The sequence below is a fragment of the Streptococcus sp. LQJ-218 genome, assembly GCF_003428885.1.
Taxonomy (GTDB): Bacteria; Bacillota; Bacilli; order Lactobacillales; family Streptococcaceae; genus Streptococcus.
On record NZ_QQRU01000004.1, the window covers coordinates 25,809 to 47,121 of the forward strand.

The 21,313-nt window shown below is 40.1% G+C and carries 21 protein-coding genes, 1 tRNA gene and 1 other RNA gene; 17 read left to right on the forward strand and 6 right to left on the reverse strand.

What is annotated here, in order from left to right; genetic code table 11:
- The first annotated feature begins 6 nt into the window (after window positions 1-6).
- Window positions 7-1,323 (forward strand): beta-carotene 15,15'-monooxygenase, encoded by a 1,317-nt coding sequence (locus D2908_RS04280; RefSeq protein ID WP_117305136.1) that lies wholly within the window; start codon window positions 7-9, stop codon window positions 1,321-1,323.
- Window positions 1,324-1,424: 101 nt separating this feature from the next.
- Here D2908_RS04280 and D2908_RS04285 read toward each other — a convergent pair whose 3' ends face one another.
- Together D2908_RS04285 and D2908_RS04290 are read right to left on the reverse strand one after the other, a co-directional pair.
- The gene (locus tag D2908_RS04285) at window positions 1,425-2,072 is read right to left on the reverse strand and encodes a hemolysin III family protein (protein WP_117305138.1); all 648 of its coding nucleotides are present in this window, start codon (window positions 2,070-2,072) and stop codon (window positions 1,425-1,427) included.
- Window positions 2,072-2,515: a DUF1836 domain-containing protein gene (locus D2908_RS04290; protein WP_117305140.1), complete on the reverse strand. Its 444-nt coding sequence runs from the start codon at window positions 2,513-2,515 to the stop codon at window positions 2,072-2,074. Before D2908_RS04290 ends, D2908_RS04285 begins: the two co-directional genes overlap by 1 nt.
- A 134-nt stretch (window positions 2,516-2,649) precedes the next feature.
- Between D2908_RS04290 and D2908_RS04295 the strand changes: the two genes are divergently transcribed.
- From D2908_RS04295 to trxB, 7 genes are all read left to right on the forward strand, one after another.
- The gene (locus D2908_RS04295; RefSeq protein WP_117305141.1) at window positions 2,650-3,144 is read left to right on the forward strand and encodes a GNAT family N-acetyltransferase; all 495 of its coding nucleotides are present in this window, start codon (window positions 2,650-2,652) and stop codon (window positions 3,142-3,144) included.
- A complete protein-coding gene (locus D2908_RS04300; RefSeq protein WP_117305143.1) occupies window positions 3,144-3,662 on the forward strand; it encodes a methylated-DNA--[protein]-cysteine S-methyltransferase in 519 nt (172 codons plus the stop codon). The genes D2908_RS04295 and D2908_RS04300 overlap by 1 nt, the downstream gene beginning before the upstream one ends.
- A 5-nt stretch (window positions 3,663-3,667) precedes the next feature.
- Window positions 3,668-4,024 carry an arsenate reductase family protein gene (locus D2908_RS04305; protein WP_117305145.1) on the forward strand — a complete coding sequence of 119 codons (357 nt, stop codon included), beginning with the start codon at window positions 3,668-3,670 and terminating at the stop codon, window positions 4,022-4,024.
- 157 nt (window positions 4,025-4,181) lie between these two features.
- On the forward strand, window positions 4,182-4,982 hold the full coding sequence (locus D2908_RS04310; protein ID WP_117305147.1) for an amino acid ABC transporter permease: 801 nt from the start codon (window positions 4,182-4,184) through the stop codon (window positions 4,980-4,982).
- On the forward strand, window positions 4,982-5,725 hold the full coding sequence (locus D2908_RS04315) for an amino acid ABC transporter ATP-binding protein (protein ID WP_049497723.1): 744 nt from the start codon (window positions 4,982-4,984) through the stop codon (window positions 5,723-5,725). Before D2908_RS04310 ends, D2908_RS04315 begins: the two co-directional genes overlap by 1 nt.
- 77 nt (window positions 5,726-5,802) lie before the next feature.
- Entirely contained in the window at window positions 5,803-6,027 is a 225-nt protein-coding gene (locus D2908_RS04320) for a DUF4059 family protein (protein ID WP_165847440.1), read from the forward strand.
- Window positions 6,028-6,092: 65 nt separating this feature from the next.
- A complete protein-coding gene (gene trxB / locus D2908_RS04325; RefSeq protein ID WP_117305151.1) occupies window positions 6,093-7,004 on the forward strand; it encodes a thioredoxin-disulfide reductase in 912 nt (303 codons plus the stop codon).
- A 370-nt stretch (window positions 7,005-7,374) separates the two neighbouring features.
- On the opposite strand, the gene rlmB is transcribed toward trxB, so the two are convergent.
- Window positions 7,375-8,103 carry a 23S rRNA (guanosine(2251)-2'-O)-methyltransferase RlmB gene (gene rlmB / locus D2908_RS04330; protein ID WP_117305153.1) on the reverse strand — a complete coding sequence of 243 codons (729 nt, stop codon included), beginning with the start codon at window positions 8,101-8,103 and terminating at the stop codon, window positions 7,375-7,377.
- A 44-nt stretch (window positions 8,104-8,147) separates the two neighbouring features.
- Window positions 8,148-8,759 (reverse strand): peptide deformylase, encoded by a 612-nt coding sequence (gene def / locus D2908_RS04335; protein ID WP_004260025.1) that lies wholly within the window; start codon window positions 8,757-8,759, stop codon window positions 8,148-8,150.
- Between the two features lie 174 nt (window positions 8,760-8,933).
- On the opposite strand from def, the gene D2908_RS04340 reads away from it, so the two are divergent.
- The 4 genes from D2908_RS04340 (at window position 8,934) to ssrA (ending at window position 12,148) form a co-directional block, all read left to right on the forward strand.
- Window positions 8,934-10,253: a CapA family protein gene (locus D2908_RS04340; protein ID WP_117305155.1), complete on the forward strand. Its 1,320-nt coding sequence runs from the start codon at window positions 8,934-8,936 to the stop codon at window positions 10,251-10,253.
- A 21-nt stretch (window positions 10,254-10,274) separates the two neighbouring features.
- Complete coding sequence (locus tag D2908_RS04345; RefSeq protein ID WP_117305157.1) at window positions 10,275-11,102, forward strand: HAD family hydrolase; 828 nt, start codon at window positions 10,275-10,277, stop codon at window positions 11,100-11,102.
- Window position 11,103: 1 nt separating this feature from the next.
- Window positions 11,104-11,739, forward strand: a complete 636-nt coding sequence (locus tag D2908_RS04350; RefSeq protein ID WP_117305159.1) for an SGNH/GDSL hydrolase family protein — start codon at window positions 11,104-11,106, stop codon at window positions 11,737-11,739.
- 61 nt (window positions 11,740-11,800) lie between these two features.
- Window positions 11,801-12,148, forward strand: a transfer-messenger RNA (tmRNA) gene (ssrA, locus tag D2908_RS04355).
- A gap of 206 nt (window positions 12,149-12,354) precedes the next feature.
- On the opposite strand, the gene D2908_RS04360 is transcribed toward ssrA, so the two are convergent.
- Window positions 12,355-12,442, reverse strand: a tRNA-Ser gene (locus tag D2908_RS04360).
- A 161-nt stretch (window positions 12,443-12,603) separates the two neighbouring features.
- Between D2908_RS04360 and D2908_RS04365 the strand changes: the two genes are divergently transcribed.
- From D2908_RS04365 to D2908_RS04380, 4 genes are all read left to right on the forward strand, one after another.
- Window positions 12,604-13,344 (forward strand): DeoR/GlpR family DNA-binding transcription regulator, encoded by a 741-nt coding sequence (locus D2908_RS04365; RefSeq protein WP_117305161.1) that lies wholly within the window; start codon window positions 12,604-12,606, stop codon window positions 13,342-13,344.
- Window positions 13,341-14,252 (forward strand): 1-phosphofructokinase, encoded by a 912-nt coding sequence (gene pfkB / locus D2908_RS04370; RefSeq protein WP_117305163.1) that lies wholly within the window; start codon window positions 13,341-13,343, stop codon window positions 14,250-14,252. Before D2908_RS04365 ends, pfkB begins: the two co-directional genes overlap by 4 nt.
- Window positions 14,249-16,201 (forward strand): fructose-specific PTS transporter subunit EIIC, encoded by a 1,953-nt coding sequence (locus tag D2908_RS04375; protein ID WP_117305164.1) that lies wholly within the window; start codon window positions 14,249-14,251, stop codon window positions 16,199-16,201. Before pfkB ends, D2908_RS04375 begins: the two co-directional genes overlap by 4 nt.
- A gap of 85 nt (window positions 16,202-16,286) precedes the next feature.
- Window positions 16,287-18,590 carry a DNA translocase FtsK gene (locus D2908_RS04380; protein ID WP_117305166.1) on the forward strand — a complete coding sequence of 768 codons (2,304 nt, stop codon included), beginning with the start codon at window positions 16,287-16,289 and terminating at the stop codon, window positions 18,588-18,590.
- A gap of 43 nt (window positions 18,591-18,633) precedes the next feature.
- Here D2908_RS04380 and D2908_RS04385 read toward each other — a convergent pair whose 3' ends face one another.
- Window positions 18,634-19,062 (reverse strand): DUF6556 family protein, encoded by a 429-nt coding sequence (locus tag D2908_RS04385; protein ID WP_117305168.1) that lies wholly within the window; start codon window positions 19,060-19,062, stop codon window positions 18,634-18,636.
- A 162-nt stretch (window positions 19,063-19,224) separates the two neighbouring features.
- Between D2908_RS04385 and D2908_RS04390 the strand changes: the two genes are divergently transcribed.
- Window positions 19,225-21,309 (forward strand): ATP-binding cassette domain-containing protein, encoded by a 2,085-nt coding sequence (locus D2908_RS04390; RefSeq protein WP_117305170.1) that lies wholly within the window; start codon window positions 19,225-19,227, stop codon window positions 21,307-21,309.
- Window positions 21,310-21,313: the final 4 nt, after the last annotated feature.

Below are 21,313 nucleotides of genomic sequence, written 5' to 3' on the forward strand. Positions count from 1 at the left end.
TTTATTATGCTAAAATTAATCATTTACCAATTTCAGTACTCAAAAAGACAATGGTTAGGAACAATACCATTACTATTTGTATCTAGCCTGATTGTTGGAACATCTTTATTTGGTATTGCTAGTTCAATAAAGACTGCTAATATTAACGCTTCACAACTTTTTCAAATGCTAATAATTTTTGGCGGGACTACTCTATTTTTCCTTATTTCAAATAATATAAGACTGCTAATAGATATCTTTAAAAAGGATTACCAATTATGGGCTATCTTAGGCGCAAGCAGAACTCAGCTATCTTTATTAGTATCTGGACAGTTTTATTTAATGGCAGTGATTGTTAGTAGTATTGGTACAATACTTTCATTTATCATGGCAGATAGTTACTACAAATTTTTACAAAATTTATTAGGAAGAGATGAGTTACCTGATTTAGTTATTACAGCCAACATTCAATCAATTTTATTGAGTGTTTTTATAGTCCCAACAATTGTCGGGATAGGGGCTTACTTTTATTCAAGTCGAATACTTAAAATATCATCAATATTAAAACCAAAAAAGAAAAAAAGAAAAGTTACAGTAGCTGGATTTGTTAATATCTCTGTTCGTTTATTCCTATGGTTACTATGTATAGGTTCTATTGTTTCAGCAGGTTTTATCAGAAACAAAGAAATAATTGAAAAACAGTCAAGCATAGTATTATTTTTACTAATTATTCACATCCTTATTATTCAATCACTATCTCCATCAATTCAAATGTTTCTAATAAAATTTTTAATGAGGATATTTCCAACTGAAAATTATGTAATTAATACAGGCTTTTGGAATCTACTATCCAATCCTAGCTATTTGAAAAGTATACAAACTTCAATGAGCATGGGAGTAACTCTCATTTCTGGGTTTATTCTTTACACCCAAAATATGTATTCATTCATGAATACAGCAAACGGAGTACTCGAAGCAAGAGCTTCCTTTATTGCTTATATGTCTGCTCCAATTATTCTGATTATTACTAGTTCTATTTCTCTTACAATTTTATCTTCTAATAAAGATATTGAGGACATTAAACAGTTAAAGACACTGGGAGTGTCAAGATCACAACTTTTTAAAATACGTATAGGCGAGGCAATAATACATTCGGTGTTAATTTTATTAGTATCAGTAATTTTCAATTTAATTATTTTAATTTTAGTTAGCTTTATTGGCCAACTTTTAGGTCAAAGTGTAGTAGACATATCGGGTTTTTGGCAACCGAGTCTTATAGTTATTTCTTTGTTAGTTATTTTTTATAGTATTACAAAGGGATTTTATTTATTTCAAGATAGATAAATTGGAATAGTTACTGATTCAAAAAGAACACACTTATTGACATTGAAACCAAAGCAGTACTAAAACTAAAAGGCAAGGATAAAAAACCTTGTCTTTTTTTTTTACATGTAATAAACAATAGCAATATATTGGAGGGCAGATGCTGCTAGGATAAAGAGATGCCAAATCATGTGGAAATAAGGTTTTTTCTTGGCGTAAAATCCAGCTCCAACTGTATAACAGAGTCCGCCAGTTACCATAAGACTCCAGAAAATTGGTGTCGTTTGACTGATAATGACAGGAATGATAGCCAGAACCAACCAGCCCATAATCAGGTAAAGAGCAAGGCTAAATTTCTCATTGACTTTTTTAGCAAAGATTTTATAGAGAATACCAAAGATGGTCGTTCCCCATTGGATGGCAATAATCAGATAGCCAAACCAGTTATTCATTAAGGTCAAGACGACGGGCGTGTATGAGCCAGCAATGGCAACATAAATCATAGAATGATCAATGATTCTCAAGACGAATTTATGGGTCGAACCATAGGCCATAGAGTGGTAAATAGTCGATGATAGAAACATGAGAAAGAGACTAATAATGAAAATCGAAACTCCGATAGATGATAAAAATCCGTGTGCTTCATAAGTATAGGTGGATGAAATAGGCAGTAAGATGAGCATGATGACTGCACCTACGGCATGGGTCACACTATTAGCAATCTCCTCTCCAAAACTGAGTTGTTTGCTGAGTTTAAGACTAGTGTTCATTAGATTTCCTCCTCTTGAGTAGGATGGATTAAGGCTAGAGTTTGATGATAGAGTTTAACAGTTTGGCATCTAGTTTGGATGATAGGGTTAGCTGGGTCAATACCTTGGTTCATGTAGTCCACAAAAGCATCATAGAGTTGGTCTGAATTTGCTTGAGTTTGGAGCGTATTCAGTGTCTGAGCTATTTCTTGGATAGAAAATACTGACTTGAGGGTTGTGATAGCAATCAGACGGGCAATCTGTTGGCGTTGGTATTTTTTCTTGTCGGGCTTTGGTAGGTAACCATGTTTGACATAATTGTTGACCATGGATGCTGTTAGGCCCTTGTCTTTATCAGGAGAGATAGGGGCGCAGACCTGATTGACATAGAGCAACACCTGGTCCAGATAGAGGTCAATGTTTGGAATTTCTGACCATTTTGGGTAAGAAAAGGTAGCTTTCATTTTTAACTCCTTTTTATCTAGTTTTAATAACTAGATTATAAAACAACAAAAACAGAAAGTCAAGTTTTAACTGCTTGTAGAAAGACTTAAATTATGCTATGATGGGAGAAACTAGTCAGAAATGAGGAGAAAAGATGGAGATTCGTTTAGCTTTTCCAAATGAAGTAGATGCCATCATGCAGGTGATGGAGGATGCTAAAAAATGTTTAGCAGATGCTGGTAGTGACCAGTGGCAAAATGGTTATCCAAATGCTGATATTATTATTGAGGATATTATCTCGGGCCAAGCCTACGTAGCCTTGGAAGAGGGAGAATTACTAGCTTATGCAGCTGTGACAAAGAGTCCAGAGGCAGCCTATGAAGCCATTTATGAGGGAGAATGGCAAGCTGGAGAGTCAGAGTATCTAGTTTTTCACCGTATCGCTGTGGCTGCAGATGTGCAGGGACAGGGGGTTGCTCAAACCTTCTTAGAGGGCTTGATTGAAGGATTTGACTATCTAGATTTTCGTTCAGATACCCATGCTGCAAATAAGGTTATGCAACATATTTTTGAAAAGCTTGGATTTAAACAGGTTGGTAAAGTGCCTGTTGATGGCGAACGATTGGCCTATCAAAAATTGAAGAAATAATGCAAAAGAAGTACGTAAAAACACTCTATTCTTCGCCAATTGGCTCCCTTTCCCTCGTAGCTGATGACCATCATTTGTATGGCATTTGGGTGCAGGAGCAGAAGCATTTTGAGAGGGGACTAGGAGATGAGACGATAGAAGAAGTTGTTAATCATCCCATTTTAGCCCCAGTTATTGCTTGCTTAGATGCTTACTTTAAAGGCAAATCTCAGGATTTATCCGACTTGCCCTTGGCGCCAATTGGAACGGATTTTGAAAAGCGAGTTTGGTCCTATTTACAAGGAATTCCTTATGGTCAGACAGTGACCTATGGACAAATAGCTCGAGAGCTACAAGTGGATTCTGCTCAAGCAATTGGTGGGGCGGTAGGACGCAATCCGTGGTCTATCTTAGTACCTTGTCATCGGGTGCTGGGAGCTGGCAAGCGTCTGACAGGTTATGCTGCAGGAGTGGAAAAGAAAGCTTGGCTCTTGGAGCATGAAGGTGCAGATTTTAAAGAGATAAACAATAGAAAGTGAAATATATGTTAGAATTTATCGAATACCCAAAATGTTCAACTTGTAAAAAAGCAAAACAAGAATTAAACCAACTCGGTATGGACTACAAAGCCGTTCACATCGTCGAAGAAACACCCAGCCAAGAGGTCATTTTAAACTGGTTAGAAACCTCAGGGTTCGAACTAAAGCAATTTTTCAACACCAGTGGAATCAAATACCGTGAATTAGGGCTAAAAGATAAGGTAGGAAGTCTGTCAAATCAAGAAGCAGCCGAGTTGCTAGCAAGTGATGGTATGTTGTTAAAACGGCCGATTTTAGTAGAAAATGGAACTGTTAAGCAAATCGGTTATCGAAAAGCTTATGAAGAATTGGGATTGAAATAGTTTTTATCTATCTCTTTGATAGATAAAATATATAACCTCCCTGTTTCAAAGTATGATAAACTAGTAGGTAGACAAAGTCTGTACCTAACCGTAGCAAATAATTTCATTGACGGCAGAAGTATGGTAGAATGAATCATTATCAGGAGAGGATGTTTTTATGAATGTTATAACGATTTTAGCATCAGATTGGTACCAAAACTTGATGCAATTGATTCCGGATGGCAAGCTTTTTAGCCTGCGTTCGGTCTTTGATGGAATTCCAAGAATTGTCGAAAAACTTCCAACAACGATTATGTTGACCATTGGTGGTGCCTTTTTTGGCTTGGTTTTAGCACTTCTTTTTGCCATTGTAAAAATCAATCGTGTCAAGATTTTATATCCCTTGCAGGCCTTCTTTGTTAGTTTCTTAAAAGGGACACCGATTTTGGTGCAACTCATGTTGACCTACTACGGAATTCCGTTGGCTTTAAAAGCCCTCAATCAGCAATGGGGTACTGGTCTCAACATTAATGCGATTCCAGCAGCAGCTTTTGCGATTGTCGCCTTTGCCTTTAATGAGGCAGCTTATGCTAGTGAAACCATTCGTGCAGCTATCCTCTCAGTCAATCCTGGTGAGATTGAGGCGGCACGCAGTCTGGGTATGACCCGAGCACAAGTTTATCGACGAGTGATTATTCCAAATGCGGCAGTTGTGGCGATTCCAACCTTAATCAATTCCCTAATTGGTTTGACAAAAGGAACTTCTCTAGCCTTTAGTGCGGGTGTTGTGGAAGTCTTTGCCCAAGCTCAGATTTTGGGTGGAGCTGATTATCGTTATTTTGAGCGCTTTATCTCAGTTGCCCTTGTATATTGGGTAGTCAATATTGGAATTGAAAGCCTCGGACGTTTCATCGAGAGAAAAATGGCTATTTCTGCACCAGATACAGTGCAATCAGATGTGAAAGGAGACCTTCGTTAATGATTAAGATTTCGAATTTAAGCAAATCCTTTTCAGGACAGACAGTCTTGGATCATCTGAATTTGGATATTCAAAAAGGGGAAGTTGTAGCCTTGATTGGTTCTTCAGGAGCTGGAAAATCAACCTTCCTTCGCAGTCTCAATTATCTTGAAACACCTGATAGTGGCTCTATTCAAATTGATGATTTTTCAGTTGATTTTTCTAAAATCACTCAAGAAGAAATCCTTGCTCTACGCCGTAAGCTTTCCATGGTTTTTCAACAGTTTAATTTGTTTGAACGCCGCACAGCACTTGATAATGTGAAAGAAGGCTTGGTTGTTGTCAAGAAATTATCTGACCAAGAAGCGACTAAGATTGCCAAGGAAGAGTTGGCTAAGGTTGGGCTTTCTGACCGTGAAAACCATTATCCTCGCCATTTATCGGGTGGACAAAAGCAACGGGTTGCCCTAGCGCGTGCGCTTGCTATGAAACCAGATGTCTTGCTCTTAGACGAACCAACTTCGGCCCTTGACCCAGAATTGGTCGGCGAAGTAGAGAAGTCTATTGCAGATGCTGCTAAGTCAGGTCAAACCATGATTTTGGTCAGTCATGACATATCCTTTGTAGCCCAAGTGGCTGATAAGATTCTTTTTTTAGATAAGGGGAAAATCATTGAGTCTGGAACACCGGATGAGATTATCAACCATCCTAAAGAAGAGCGGACAAAAGAATTCTTCGCTAGTTACAAACGAGCTTATATTTGATATAATAGATAAAGGAAAACTCAGTTAGCTGGACTAGCTGAGTTTACTCTTTAAAAAAGATAGAAATGAGAGAAATCATGCTACTGCAACTATTTTCTTTATATTTCGAGAGTTTGATCTTGACCACCATCCTCGTCTTGATTTTTTTAGGGATTTGGATTGGATTGAGAGCCCTGTCGGGAGTGGATAAGACAGCTAAAGCTCGCCAAGCCCATCTCTATGATATGATTATGATTGGGATCTTGGTTGTTCCAGTATTATCCTTTGCGGTTATGAGTTTAATTCTTGTTTTCAAGGCATAATCCTTGCTTGATTGACAAGAAAGAGTTAGAATAAAGATAGTTACAACAAGAAAGAAGGAAACTATATGTACGATACTATTATTATCGGAGCTGGACCTGCAGGGATGACTGCAGCCTTGTATGCCGCTCGAAGCAATCTCAAAGTAGGTTTGATTGAAGGTGGTCTGCCAGGTGGTCAGATGAATAATACATCGGATATCGAAAATTACCCAGGATACGCTAATATTAGTGGGCCAGAATTGGCAGAAAAGATGTTTGAACCGCTTGAAAATCTTGGTGTTGAGCACATTTATGGCTATGTTCAAAATGTTGAAGACCATGGTGATTTTAAGAAAGTGATGACAGATGACCAAACATATGAAACACGTACAGTTATCGTAGCGACTGGCTCTAAACACCGTCCTTTGGGAGTGCCTGGAGAAGAAGAACTGAACAGTCGTGGTGTTTCTTACTGTGCTGTGTGTGATGGTGCTTTCTTCCGTGACCAAGATTTGTTGGTAGTCGGTGGTGGAGATTCAGCTGTCGAAGAAGCCCTCTTCTTAACTCGCTTTGCTAAGACTGTTACCATTGTTCACCGTCGTGACCAACTTCGTGCCCAAAAGGTTTTACAAGACCGCGCCTTTGCGAATGAGAAAATCAGCTTTATCTGGGATTCTGTAGTCAAGGAAATCAAGGGTGAAAACCGAGTAGAATCTGTCGTACTTGAAAATGTGAAAACAGGTCAAGTGACAGAACAAGCCTTCGGTGGCGTCTTTATCTATGTTGGCTTGGACCCTCTTAGTGACTTTGTTAAAGAATTGAATATTCAAGACCAAGCAGGCTGGATTGTGACAGATAACCACATGAAAACTGCAGTTGATGGTATCTTTGCAGTTGGAGATGTTCGCTTGAAAGACCTTCGCCAAGTAACAACAGCAGTTGGAGATGGAGCGATCGCTGGTCAAGAGGCCTACAAGTTTATCACCGAACATAGTTAATACACTTCGAAAATCTCTTCAAACCACGTCAGCTTTGCTTTGCCGTATATATGTTACTGACTTCGTCAGTCTTATCTACAACCTCAAAGCAGTGCATTGAGCTGACTTCGTCAGTTCTATCCACAATCTCAAAGCAGTGCATTGAGCTGACTTCGTCAGTTCTATCCACAATCTCAAAGCAGTGCATTGAGCTGACTTCGTCAGTTCTATCCACAACCTCAAAAACAGTGTTTTGAGCTGACTTCGTCAGTTTTATCTATACCCTCAAAACAGTGTTTTGAGCTGTCTACAGCTAGCTTCCTAGTTTGCTCTTTGATTTTGATTGAGTATAATCATAAAAAAGTTTCCAATCAGATGACTGGAAACTTTTTTATAGTCTATTTCGAAAAACTTCGTACATGAGAATGGCTGCAGCAACACTGGCATTGAGACTTTGAACATGTCCATTCATAGGAATAGTGATCATCTCATCAACCTGTTTTTTGATGTTGCTAGAGATGCCTTTTCCTTCATTTCCGATGATGAGGGCAATTTTCCCTTTTGTATTCCACTTGTGGCAAGGAGTTCCATTCATATCTGTTCCAAAGGTCCAGAAGCCTTCATCCTTGAGTTTGTCTAGAGTTTGGCTCAGATTGGTCACTCGAGTGATTGGAACATGCTCAATAGCACCTGTGGCCGTTTTGGCAACGACAGGAGTAACTCCGACAGCACGGTGCTTGGGAATGATGACACCTGAAACGTTGGTTGCATCGGCGGTTCGCAAGATAGAACCTAGGTTATGAGGGTCAGTTAGGCCATCCAGAATCAATAGCAAAGGATTTTCTTCTTGGCGTGTTTTTGTAAGGATGTGATCTAGCTCGCTATAGGCAAATTCGGACACTCGTAGAACAAAACCTTGGTGAACAGCACCTTCAGTCATCTCAGAGAGGGATTTTTTTGAAGTCCAAGAAATGGACACCTTCTTTTCTGTAGCTAATTCCTTGACTTTCTCAAGATTCTTACCTCGGAGATCTTCTTGGAGGTAGAGTTTGTTTCCTGTGTTTGCAAGGAGGGCTTCGGTAACGGCGTGGACGCCATAGACAATATCATTTGTTTTCATGCCTCTATTATAACACAAAACCCCGTCTTGCAACGGGATTTTCTTTATTCTAGAATCAGTAAACCATCTTTAACTGCAAATGGGTCTTTTTCATTGATACGATCGTAAAACATGATACCGTTGATGTGGTCAATTTCATGCTGAACAACGATGGAGTTGTAGCCTTTAAGTTTGATGCGGTGTTTTTCTCCATCCTTGTCAAAGTAGTCAACAGTAACTCGGGCATGGCGAACTACATAGCCAGGCACGTTACGGTCAACAGACAGGCAGCCTTCTCCTTCACCAAGCGCAGCGTCTTGAACCGAGTGAGAGACGATTTTTGGATTGTACATAATGGCTTGTAAGTCGTAGGCTTCCTCTGGAGTTTCACCTTCTTCGACAATATTAGGCACCAAAACAGCGATAATACGTTTTGAGATATCTAATTGAGGAGCGGCCAGTCCAACACCACCTCGGAGTCCCATTTTTTCAGCCATGACAGGATCTTGGGAATGTTTGAGGAATTGCATCATCTTTTCACCTAGGATGATTTCTTGGTCAGATAGGGGGAAAGTGACTTCCTCGGCAACTGCGCGTAGAGTTGGGTTTCCTTCGCGGATAATATCGTTCATATCAATTAAGTGAGCAGCTTTTGTAATACGTTCTATTGCAGACATTTTCTCTCCTTTCATTACCTCTACATGATATCACAAAATGACAAGGATTGAAAGTATTACAGACTTTAGGATTTATAGAAAATAGATACGAAGTTCAATTCAATTGTGAAAGAATTACTTATCTGTGATATAATAAAAAGAAAAGGCTTGCATTAGAAAGTAGGGAGAATGAAGATGCAAAGAAGACAAGATAGACATAAACGTGGACCAGTTTTTCGTTTTATGAGGGGTTTTGTAAACTTTTTTAGGAGTTATCGCAAGTGGAGCAATAAGGGATTTGTGGCCATACTCTTGCTGGCTGTTGCTTTATCAATGGGCTTGGTCTTGTTGTTTGAAAGCTTCCAAGGAATCCCCTTGACCAGTCAAAAAAAGGATACCATTTCTCAAGAAGGGACTAAGCAAAAGTCTCAGGAGCAGGAAGAGGAAAAAACTGCCAGAATTATGGCCCACGGGGATTTGCTCTACCACGATGGACTTTTCTTTTCAGCTAAAAAAGAAGACGGCACCTATGACTTTCATGAGAATTTTGAGTATGTGACACCTTGGCTTAAGCAAGCAGATTTAGCTATTGGTGACTTTGAAGGAACCATTAATAAGGATCATTATTTGGCAGGTTATCCTCTCTTTAATGCTCCTGCTGAAGTTATGGACGCCATTAAGGATGCAGGTTATCATGTGCTAGATTTAGCTCATAATCATATTTTGGATTCGCAAATTGAAGGAGTTATTTCAACGGCCGATATTATTGAGAAAGCTGGAATCACTCCAATCGGAGTTTATACGCATGAACCACGTGATCAGGCTCCACTGGTCATTAAGGAAGTGAATGGTATCAAGGTTGCTCTTTTGGCCTATTCCTATGGATTCAATGGAATTGAGCAGTATATTTCTCAGGAAGACTATAATCGTTATCTTTCAGATTTAAACGAAGATAAGATGAAGGCTGAAATTGAACGAGCGGAAAAGGAAGCGGATATCACCATTATCATGCCTCAGATGGGTGTGGAGTATCGCTTGGAACCAACTGAAGAACAAAAGGCTCTTTATCACAAGATGATCGATTGGGGAGCGGATATTATCTTTGGGGGTCATCCACACGTAGTTGAGCCATCTGAAATTGTTGAAAAAGATGGGGATAAGAAACTCATTATCTATTCAATGGGGAACTTCATTTCCAATCAACGGATTGAATCTATGGGAGATGAAGAAAATGCTAAGTGGACTGAACGTGGCGTGCTTATGGACGTAACCATTAAGAAGAAGGATGGAAAAACAACTATCGGAACAGCTAAAGCTCATCCTACTTGGGTCAATCGAACACCAAAGGGAACCTTTTCACCAGAAGGCTATCCTTTATATCATTACCAAACCTATATCTTGGAAGATTTTATCGAGGGTGGTAGTCATCGTGACCAGTTAGATGAAGCGACTAAGGAACGAATTGATACAGCCTATAAAGAAATGAACGAACATGTGGGATTGAAGTGGGATTAGTTTGAATCCAGAGGAAAGTAAATGACGATTAAAGTAATTGCGACAGATATGGATGGGACCTTGCTGGATGCTAGAGGTCAGCTTGATCTTCCACGCTTGGAAAAGATTTTAGATCAGTTGGATCAAAGGGGTATTCGTTTTGTCATCGCGACGGGCAATGAAATTCACCGCATGAGGCAACTATTGAGGCACTTGGTGGATCGAGTGGTTCTGGTTGTTGCTAACGGTGCTCGTATTTTTGAAAACAATGAATTGATTCAGGCTCAGACGTGGGATGACGCCATTGTTGACAAGGCTTTGGCTCACTTCGAGGATCGAGCCTGTCAGGACCAGTTTGTTGTAACAGGGATAAAGGGTGGTTTCGTCAAGGAAGGTACGATTTTTACAGACCTTGAAAACTTTATGACTCCAGAAATGATTGAAAAATTCTACCAACGGATGCAGTTTGTGGACAAATTAACCTCTGACCTCTTTGGTGGGGTGCTCAAGATGAGTATGGTTGTTGGTGAGGAACGTTTGAGCTCGGTTTTGGAAGAAATCAATGACCTCTTTGATGGCCGTGTTCGGGCTGTATCGAGTGGCTATGGTTGCATTGATATTCTTCAAGCTGGAATTCATAAAGCATGGGGCTTGGAAGAATTACTCAAACGTTGGAACTTGAGGCCCCAACAAATCATGGCTTTTGGTGACAGTGAAAATGATGTTGAAATGCTTGAAATGGCTGGAATTGCCTATGCGATGGAAAATGCTGATGATAAAGCCAAAGCTGTGGCGAGTGCTCTGGCGCCAGCCAACAGCCAAGGAGGAGTATATCAAGTCTTGGAAAACTGGTTAGAAAAAGGAGAATGAAGTGGCAGTACAGTTATTAGAAAATTGGCTCCTAGAGGAACAAGAAAAAATCCAAACCAAGTATCGTCACTTAAATCAGGTTTCTGTTCTAGAGCCCGACATTCTTTTTATTGGGGACTCCATTGTCGAATATTATCCTCTGCAGGAATTATTTGGGACTTCAAAGACAATTGTCAATCGAGGCATTCGTGGCTATCAGACAGGACTGTTAGTAGAAAATCTAGATGCACATCTGTACGGTGGAGCAGTAGATAAAATTGTCCTTTTGATTGGGACGAATGATATTGGAAAAGATGTGCCTTTGAATGATGCTCTCAATAATCTCGAATCGATCATTCAATCCATTGCTCGTGATTATCCACTGACAGAGATTAAATTGCTTTCGATTTTGCCGGTCAATGAGGGCGAGGAGTACAAGCAGACAGTTTATATCCGCACGAATGAAAAAATTCAGAATTGGAATCAAGCCTATCAAGATCTTGCTTCTGCTTACATGCAGGTAGAATTTGTGCCAGTTTTTGATAGTTTGAAAGATCAGGCAGGCCAACTCAAAAAAGATTATACAACTGATGGACTGCATCTCAGTGTTGCTGGTTATCAGGCTTTGACAAAAGCCTTGAAAGACTATCTTTTCTAGTTCATTGCCTTCCTTTTTGCATTTTTGAGTTAGATAAGGTATAATGGTTTTATTGTCTTTTGGGGTCGTTACGGATTCGACAGGCATTATGAGGCATATTTTGCGACTCGTGTGGCGACGTAAACGCTCAGTTAAATATAACTGCAAAAAATAACACTTCCTACGCTCTAGCTGCCTAAAAACCAGCAGGCGTGACCCGATTTGGATTGCTCGTGTTCAATGACAGGTCTTATTATTAGCGAGATACGATTAAGCCTTGTCTAGCGGCTTGATAAGAGATTAATAGACTCGCAGTTTCTAGGCTTGAGTTATGTGTCGAGGGGCTGTTAAAATAATACATAACCTATGGTTGTAGACAAATATGTTGGCAGGTGTTTGGACGTGGGTTCGACTCCCACCGGCTCCATTATTCCTTTGCATTCTTTTGCATTCCTTGGTAAAACGTTGTTAAATCAACGTTTTTTATTTTTGTCTTTGGTATTCCTTGGTATTCTTTTGCGAAAAAGGATACAAGAAAGGAGTCACAAACAGACTCTAAAACAAACTCTATTTTTAAAAAAGCGATAAAAAAGAATCCAACATTTGTCGGATCCTAGAAATAATTTTTCTTTTTTACGGAAGACATGGGATTCGAACCCACGCACGCTGTTACACGCCTACCGCGTTTCCAACACGGCCTCTTAAGCCTCTTGAGTAATCTTCCAATGCTTACTCAAATAGTCTACCATAAAGACTCTTATCTTGCAATAAAAATTTTGGAAATAAGGAAAATGATAGAATTTGATAGAAAATGATAAAAAGTGCTTGACTTTGAAAGAAAGTGTGATAGAATGAATAGTGTAAACGATAACAGGAGGTGATTCAGTGTTAAAAATAGAGCGTAAACAACTGATTTTAGAGGAGTTACATCAACATCATGTAGTTTCTCTAGAAAAATTAGTTAGTTTGCTAGAAACCTCAGAATCAACGGTTCGAAGAGACTTGGATGAGTTGGAATCAGAAAACAAGCTTCGCCGTGTGCATGGTGGAGCAGAACTACCCCACTCCTTGCAGGAAGAAGAAACCATTCAAGAAAAATCTGTCAAAAACCTTCAAGAGAAGAAGTTGCTAGCACAGAAAGCAGCCTCCCTCATCAAGGAACAAGATGTCATCTTTATCGATGCTGGAACAACAACGGCTTTTTTGATTCATGAATTGGTCAATAAGAATGTTACAGTCGTGACCAATTCGATTCACCATGCTGCTCAGTTGGTTGAAAAGCAGATTCCAACGGTCATGGTTGGAGGAAGTGTCAAGATGGCGACAGATGCCAGCATCGGGGGCGTTGCTCTTAACCAGATTAACCAATTACACTTTGACCGTGCCTTTATCGGGATGAATGGTGTGGATGATGGCTATTATACGACTCCGGATATGGAGGAGGGAGCTGTGAAGCGTGCTATTTTAGAAAATGCCAAACAGACCTATGTTTTGGTCGATTCGTCTAAAATTGGACAAACTTGCTTTGCCAAGGTAGCACCACTCAAACGAGCTATTGTTATCACAAGTCAAGGGCATGAGCTCTTGCAGGCTATTAAGGAGAAAACGGAGGTAATAGAAGTATGATTTATACAGTCACACTTAATCCATCTATAGACTACATTGTCCGTTTGGACAAAGTGGAAGTTGGTAGTGTCAATCGTATGGATAGTGATGATAAGTTTGCTGGTGGTAAAGGTATCAATGTTAGCCGTGTCTTGAAGCGTTTGGATATTCCAAATACAGCGACAGGTTTCATCGGAGGCTTTACTGGAAAATTTATCACAGATACGTTGGCTGATGAAGAAATCGAGACACGTTTTGTCCAAGTGGCAGAAGATACTCGCATCAATGTCAAGATTAAAGCGGACCAAGAAACAGAAATCAACGGAACGGGTCCAAATGTCGAACCAGCCCAGTTAGAAGAATTGAAAGCTATTTTGTCTAGTTTGACTGCAGAAGACACGGTTGTATTTGCGGGTTCGAGTGCTAAAAACCTAGGAAATGTTATCTACAAGGATTTGATTGCCTTGACCCGTCAGACTGGTGCGCAAGTAGTCTGTGACTTTGAAGGTCAGACCTTGATTGATAGTTTGGACTATCAACCTCTTTTGGTCAAACCAAATAATCATGAACTTGGAGCTATCTTTGGAGTCAAGCTTGAAAGCCTTGATGAAATAGAGAAATACGCTCGAGAATTGCTGGCTAAAGGTGCTCAAAACGTCATTATTTCCATGGCTGGGGACGGTGCCCTTCTTGTCACATCAGAGGGAGCTTACTTTGCTAGACCAATCAAGGGAACAGTTAAAAATTCAGTTGGGGCTGGTGACTCTATGGTTGCTGGATTTACTGGTGAATTTGTCAAATCAAAAGACGCAGTAGAAGCCTTCAAATGGGGAGTAGCTTGTGGAACAGCAACGACATTCTCGGATGACTTGGCAACGGTTGAATTTATTAAAGAAACATATGAAAAAGTTGAGGTAGAAAAACGATGAAAATTCAAGACCTATTGAGAAAAGATGTCATGTTGCTTGATTTGCAAGCAACTGAAAAAACAGCAGCTATCGAAGAAATGATTCGAAGCCTAGTAGAGCATGGTTATGTGACAGATTTTGAAACCTTCAAAGAAGGCATTTTGGCGCGTGAAGCTTTGACTTCTACAGGTTTGGGTGACGGTATCGCAATGCCTCACAGCAAAAATGCGGCTGTAAAAGAAGCGACAGTTCTCTTTGCCAAGTCAAATAAGGGTGTTGACTATGAGAGTTTGGATGGACAAGCAAGTGACCTCTTCTTTATGATTGCGGCTCCAGAAGGTGCCAATGATACTCACTTGGCTGCCTTGGCAGAATTGTCTCAATACTTGATGAAAGACGGTTTTGCTGACAAGCTTCGTCAAGCAACATCAGCTGACCAAGTCATTGAACTCTTTGACCAAGCTTCAGAAAAAACTGAGGACACTGTTCAAGCCCCTGCTAATGACTCTGCTGACTTTATCGTAGCAGTTACAGCTTGTACAACAGGAATTGCTCACACATACATGGCCCAAGAAGCTCTTCAAAAAGTGGCTGCGGAAATGGGTGTTGGTATCAAGGTTGAAACCAATGGTGCCAGCGGTGTTGGTAACCAACTAAGTGCTGAAGACATCCGTAAGGCCAAAGCTGTTATCATCGCTGCAGACAAGGCGGTTGAGATGGATCGTTTCGATGGCAAACCATTGATCAATCGTCCGGTTGCTGACGGGATCCGTAAAACAGAAGAGTTGATTAACTTGGCTCTTTCAGGAGAAGCGGAAGTCTACCGTGCCGCTAATGGTGCAAAAGCTGCAACAGCAAGCAACGAAAAACAAAGCCTTGGTGGTGCCTTCTACAAACACTTGATGAGTGGTGTATCTCAAATGTTGCCATTCGTTATCGGTGGTGGTATCATGATTGCCCTTGCTTTCTTGATTGACGGTGCTATGGGTGTGCCAAATGATAGCCTGGGAAATCTTGGTTCTTACCATGAGCTAGCTTCTATGTTCATGAAAATCGGTGGTGCAGCCTTTGGCTTGATGCTTCCAGTCTTTGCAGGTTATGTTGCCTACTCTATCGCTGAAAAACCAGGTTTGGTAGCAGGTTTCGTAGCTGGAGCTATTGCCAAAGAAGGTTTTGCCTTTGGTAAAATCCCTTATACCGCTGGTGGTGAAGCAACTTCAACTCTTGCAGGTGTCTCATCTGGTTTCCTAGGTGCCCTTGTTGGTGGATTTATCGCAGGTGCTTTAGTTCTTGCCATCAAGAAATACGTTAAAGTTCCACGCTCACTTGAAGGTGCAAAATCAATCCTTCTCTTGCCACTTCTTGGAACAATCTTGACTGGATTTGTTATGCTAGCTGTGAATATCCCAATGGCAGCAATCAACACAGCTATGAATGACTTCCTAGGCGGTCTTGGAGGAGGTTCAGCTGTCCTTCTTGGTATCGTCCTTGGTGGAATGATGGCTGTCGATATGGGTGGACCAGTTAACAAAGCAGCTTATGTCTTTGGTACAGGTACACTTGCAGCAACTGTTTCTTCAGGTGGTTCTGTAGCCATGGCAGCAGTTATGGCTGGAGGGATGGTGCCACCACTTGCAATCTTTGTCGCAACTCTTCTTTTCAAAGATAAATTTACTAAGGAAGAGCGCAACTCTGGTTTGACAAACATTATCATGGGCTTGTCCTTTATCACTGAGGGAGCGATTCCATTTGGTGCAGCAGACCCAGCTCGTGCGATCCCAAGCTTCATCCTTGGTTCAGCAGTAGCAGGTGGACTCGTTGGTCTTACTGGTATCAAACTCATGGCGCCACACGGAGGAATCTTCGTTATCGCCCTTACTTCAAATGCTCTTCTTTATCTCGTTTCTGTCTTGGTAGGAGCAATCGTAAGTGGTGTAGTCTATGGTTACCTACGTAAACCCAAAGCATAAAGAATAGAAAAATGAAAAGATTGTACCGTTTGGTGCAGTCTTTTTCTCTTTCCGAAATGCCTGTGAAATATGGTATAATAGAAGAATGGCAAACAAGAATACAAGTAAAACAAGACGGAGACCGTCTAAAGCAGAACTCGAAAGAAAAGAAGCAATTCAACGAATGTTGATTTCGTTGGGAATCGCGATTTTATTGATTTTCGCAGCTTTTAAATTAGGGGCTGCAGGTATAACCCTTTACAACTTAATTCGTTTGTTGGTGGGCAGCCTAGCTTATCTAGCAATATTTGGTATCCTGCTCTACCTCTTCTTTTTTAAGTGGATCCGAAAACAGGAAGGCCTCCTATCTGGTTTTTTCACCATATTTGCGGGCTTGCTCTTGATTTTTGAGGCCTACTTGGTTTGGAAATATGGCTTGGACAAGTCCGTTCTAAAAGGAACCATGGCTCAGGTTGTGACGGATTTGACTGGTTTTCGAACGACCAGTTTTGCTGGAGGGGGCTTGATTGGGGTCGCTCTTTATATGCCAATCGCCTTTCTCTTTTCCAATATCGGTACTTACTTTATTGGTTCTATCTTGATTTTAGTAGGTGCTCTCCTAGTCAGTCCTTGGTCTGTTTACGATATTGCTGAATTTTTCAGTAGAGGCTTTGCCAAATGGCGGGAAGGGCATGAGCGTCGAAAAGAGGAACGCTTTATCAAACAAGAAGAAAAAGCTCGCCAAAAGGCTGAGCAAGAGGCTAGATTAGAACAAGAAAAGGCGGAAAAAGCTTTACTTGATATGCCTCCTGTCGATATGGAAACGGGTGAAATTCTGACTGATGATGTTGTTCTTGACGTTCCTCCTGTTCCAGAAGAAGAGTGGGTGGAACCAGAAATCATCCTGCCTCAAGCTGAACTTGAATTCCCTGAGCAGGAAGATGGCTCTGATGACGAAGATGTTCAGGTCGATTTTTCAGCCAAGGAAGCCCTTGAATATAAACTTCCAAGTTTACAACTCTTTGCCCCAGATAAACCAAAAGATCAGTCAAAAGAGAAGAAAATCGTTCGAGAAAACATCAAAATCCTAGAAGAAACCTTTTCTAGCTTTGGTATCAAGGTAACGGTTGAAAGGGCCGAAATTGGGCCATCAGTGACCAAGTATGAAGTCAAACCAGCAGTAGGTGTAAGGGTCAACCGCATTTCCAATCTCGCAGATGACCTAGCTCTAGCCTTGGCTGCTAAGGATGTCCGGATTGAAGCACCAATCCCTGGGAAATCCCTGGTCGGTATCGAAGTACCCAACTCTGAGATTGCGACAGTTTCTTTCCGCGAACTATGGGAACAATCTCAAACGAAAGCAGAAAATCTCTTGGAAATTCCTTTAGGAAAGGCGGTTAATGGCACCGCAAGAACATTTGACCTTTCCAAAATGCCCCACTTGCTAGTTGCAGGTTCAACGGGCTCAGGGAAGTCAGTAGCTGTTAACGGCATTATCGCTAGCATCCTAATGAAGGCAAGACCCGACCAAGTTAAATTTATGATGGTTGACCCCAAGATGGTTGAGTTATCTGTTTACAATGATATTCCCCACCTCTTGATTCCAGTTGTAACCAATCCACGTAAGGCCAGCAAAGCCCTACAAAAGGTTGTGGATGAAATGGAAAACCGTTATGAACTCTTTGCCAAGGTGGGAGTTCGGAATATTGCAGGTTTTAATGCCAAGGTAGAAGAGTTCAATGCCCAATCTGAATACAAGCAGGTTCCCCTACCGCTCATTGTCGTGATTGTGGATGAGTTGGCTGACCTCATGATGGTGGCCAGCAAAGAAGTAGAAGATGCCATCATCCGTCTGGGACAGAAGGCGCGTGCTGCAGGTATCCACATGATTCTTGCAACCCAGCGTCCATCGGTTGATGTCATTTCTGGTCTAATCAAGGCCAATGTCCCATCACGTGTGGCGTTTGCGGTTTCATCAGGGACAGACTCCCGTACGATTTTGGATGAAAATGGAGCAGAAAAACTGCTTGGTCGAGGGGACATGCTCTTTAAACCGATTGATGAAAATCATCCAGTTCGTCTCCAAGGCTCTTTTATCTCGGATGATGATGTTGAACGCATTGTAAACTTCATCAAGGCTCAGGCAGATGCAGACTACGATGAGAGTTTTGATCCGGGAGAAGTTTCTGAAAATGAAGGAGAAATTTCAGATGGTAATGCTGGTGGTGATCCGCTCTTTGAAGAAGCCAAGGCTTTGGTAATCGAAACTCAGAAAGCCAGCGCATCTATGATTCAGCGTCGTTTATCAGTTGGCTTTAACCGTGCGACCCGTCTCATGGAAGAGCTTGAGATGGCAGGTGTCATTGGTCCAGCTGAGGGTACCAAACCAAGAAAAGTATTGCAACAATAAAAAATAGCTTCTTTCCAAGTTTGGAAGGAGGCTATTTTAGTGATTATTGATTAGTTGTATTTTCTGAAGTTGGAGGATTGGACTGTTTTTCATTTTCAGTAGAAGGTTTACTTGGAGTAGGAGTAGAAGAATCCTGAGTTGATGCTTTCTGCTCTTCTTTTTTCTCTTCCTTAACACTAGATTTTGGTGTTTCTTCTTGCTGTGTTTTTTCTTGTGAAGTGTTGTTTTCTTTATTGGGACTAGTATTGTCCTGAGGGGATTCCTTTTGAATTTCTTTGACAATGGTTGTCGTTTGACTTGTAGTCGGTTCTTTTTTGTTGTTTTTGTTATTATCCATGGCGTTCATGATGGTAATACTAGCGGTTATTAGGCCAAGGATACTACCGATGGTAGCAATCGTTTTTTGAAAGACAGTAAATCCCTTTTTGATGTGTTCTGTTTTTGGTTTTGAAGTTCTACGATAATTAGACATACATTCTCTCCTTTAATTAAAATTTATTATACCGCATTTCTTTAAAAAAATCTTAAAAAAAGAGGAGATTTTTCTACACGAACTTCAGTAATTAGTTGAAATAAAATATGACTTATGATAAAATAAAATTGAGAAAGCGGTTTCAAAAAAGGAGGGTGTTATATGTTCGAAATTAGAAATTTGAGCCTCTCTTTTGCAGGCAGGCGGTTGCTAGAGCCAACAGATTTGATATTTGAAAGGGGAAAAGTATATACAATATATGGGAAGTCAGGCGTAGGAAAGTCTTCTTTACTAAATAAAATTGGCTTAATCTCTGCTACGGACCCTAGTGTTTCTTATTTCTTTGATGGAAAAGAGATTGATACCGAAAATAAGAAATCAGTCTCTGCCTTTATAGCTGAAGAAGTAGCCTTTGTATTTCAGGGTCAAAATCTAATAAATGATTTGACCGTATTTGAAAATTTAAAACTGACTTTAAACTTTTATGGCTTGAATCCTGATGAAATAGAAAGTAAAATTGACACAGTATTGGCGGATTTAGAGATTTCTTCTTTAAAGCACGCTTACCCAGAAGATTTATCCGGTGGTGAAGAGCAACGAGTGGCAATCGCAAGAGCCTTAGTTACAGAAAAGACTCTCATCTTAGCTGATGAACCAACAAGTTCCTTGGATAAAGAAAATAGAGAAAAAGTCTCCGCCTTGTTAATTGATTTAGCTCACAAATATCATAAAATTGTATTAATTGTTTCGCATGATGAGGCGATGATTGCAAGAGGAGATGTTCAGCTTCATTTTAAAGACCATAAATTAGTTGGGAATTGTCTTATTTTGAATTCTGATGAAGGGATAAAGGATTCTAAGAAGTGGTCCTCCTGTTTGTTGTCTTCTCATACGAAGCTATCCGTTTTGAAACATAGAAGGCCTTTTTTACCTAGATTATTAGCGTTTTTTATCGCTCTTGTAGTTGCTATAGCAGTAAGCTCTATTAACTTTCAGTCCTTATTTGCAGATAAGTATCACCAACTGGTGAACAACTCACTCGAAAATGGCTTCTTGGTGATTAATGATTCGCTTCATTTACAAACTACAAAAGTGTTGGATGATTTTCTCAGTTTTGATAAGGAGGAAATCACCTCAATTAGCACAAGTCAGAATATTCAAAGCGTCAAGCCTTATATGGAGTTTCTCTCTTTGGGTATGACGTTTGATAATTCAAAAGACTATTCACAACTTCAAAAGAACTTTCAGCCAACTTTGACTATTGATGGTCAGACCAGAAGCTTGACAAGAAATTTTTCAATTCAACCCTTGTATCAGACAAATACAACACAGAGGCAGATAGAGTATTTTGATAGGAGCAATGAAAAGGGGATTTATCTATCTGAGCAATTCATTTCAGATGAAAAATTACCGAATATAGTTTCGGGAACTACCGTGACACTGACTTTTTATATTCCAATTTCTTTATATGAATCAAGTATAGAGAAAGAGGGGAATATATTGAAAGGAGATGGCGATTTATTTGTCAAAGTGGATAAAACATATCCTGTTTTAGGGATTGTTAAAAAAAGTTATCCATTTGAATATTCCCCTTATGGAAACACCCTATTTATGAATATTGCTGAAATGGAAGAATTGCAAAATGAAGCAATTCAACAGCATCCCATGACGAAGATGGCTTTAGATGGTTTTCCTTTGAAATCATGGATGCCGAGTGCGATTCATGTGTTGCTAAAGGATAGCGGTGCTATTCCTGAAGAATTGAGTAGAATAAGAGCAATCTCTTCACAAATTACTATTTTATCATCATATGAAAACTACGAAGAATTTAATAAAGGACTCACCTATATCAGGCAATTTTTAATGTTGCTATCCCTAGTCTTACTCATCCTTGTCATCGCAGTATTGTCCTTTGTTTTCTTTTTGCTCAATCGTCCTCGACGCTCTGAAGTAGGGATTTTAAAATCTTTGGGATACAGTACTCAAAATATTGTTTGGCTTTTCTTAAAAGAATTAATTGGTTATGGTAAAACGATTTCGATATTAGCAAGTTGTTTACTCGTCATTCTTTCCATTTTAGCAATGCAAGTGCTTAAATTGGAAATTTCAGATGTTTTTAAATTCTATCTAACTTCCGTTTTCACCTTAATTGGATTATCAGTCTCAGTACTGATAATAAGTGGCTTACTACCTATATACACAACTTGTAGGCAAACAGTTGTCGATACTATCCGAAAGAATGGATGAGGTG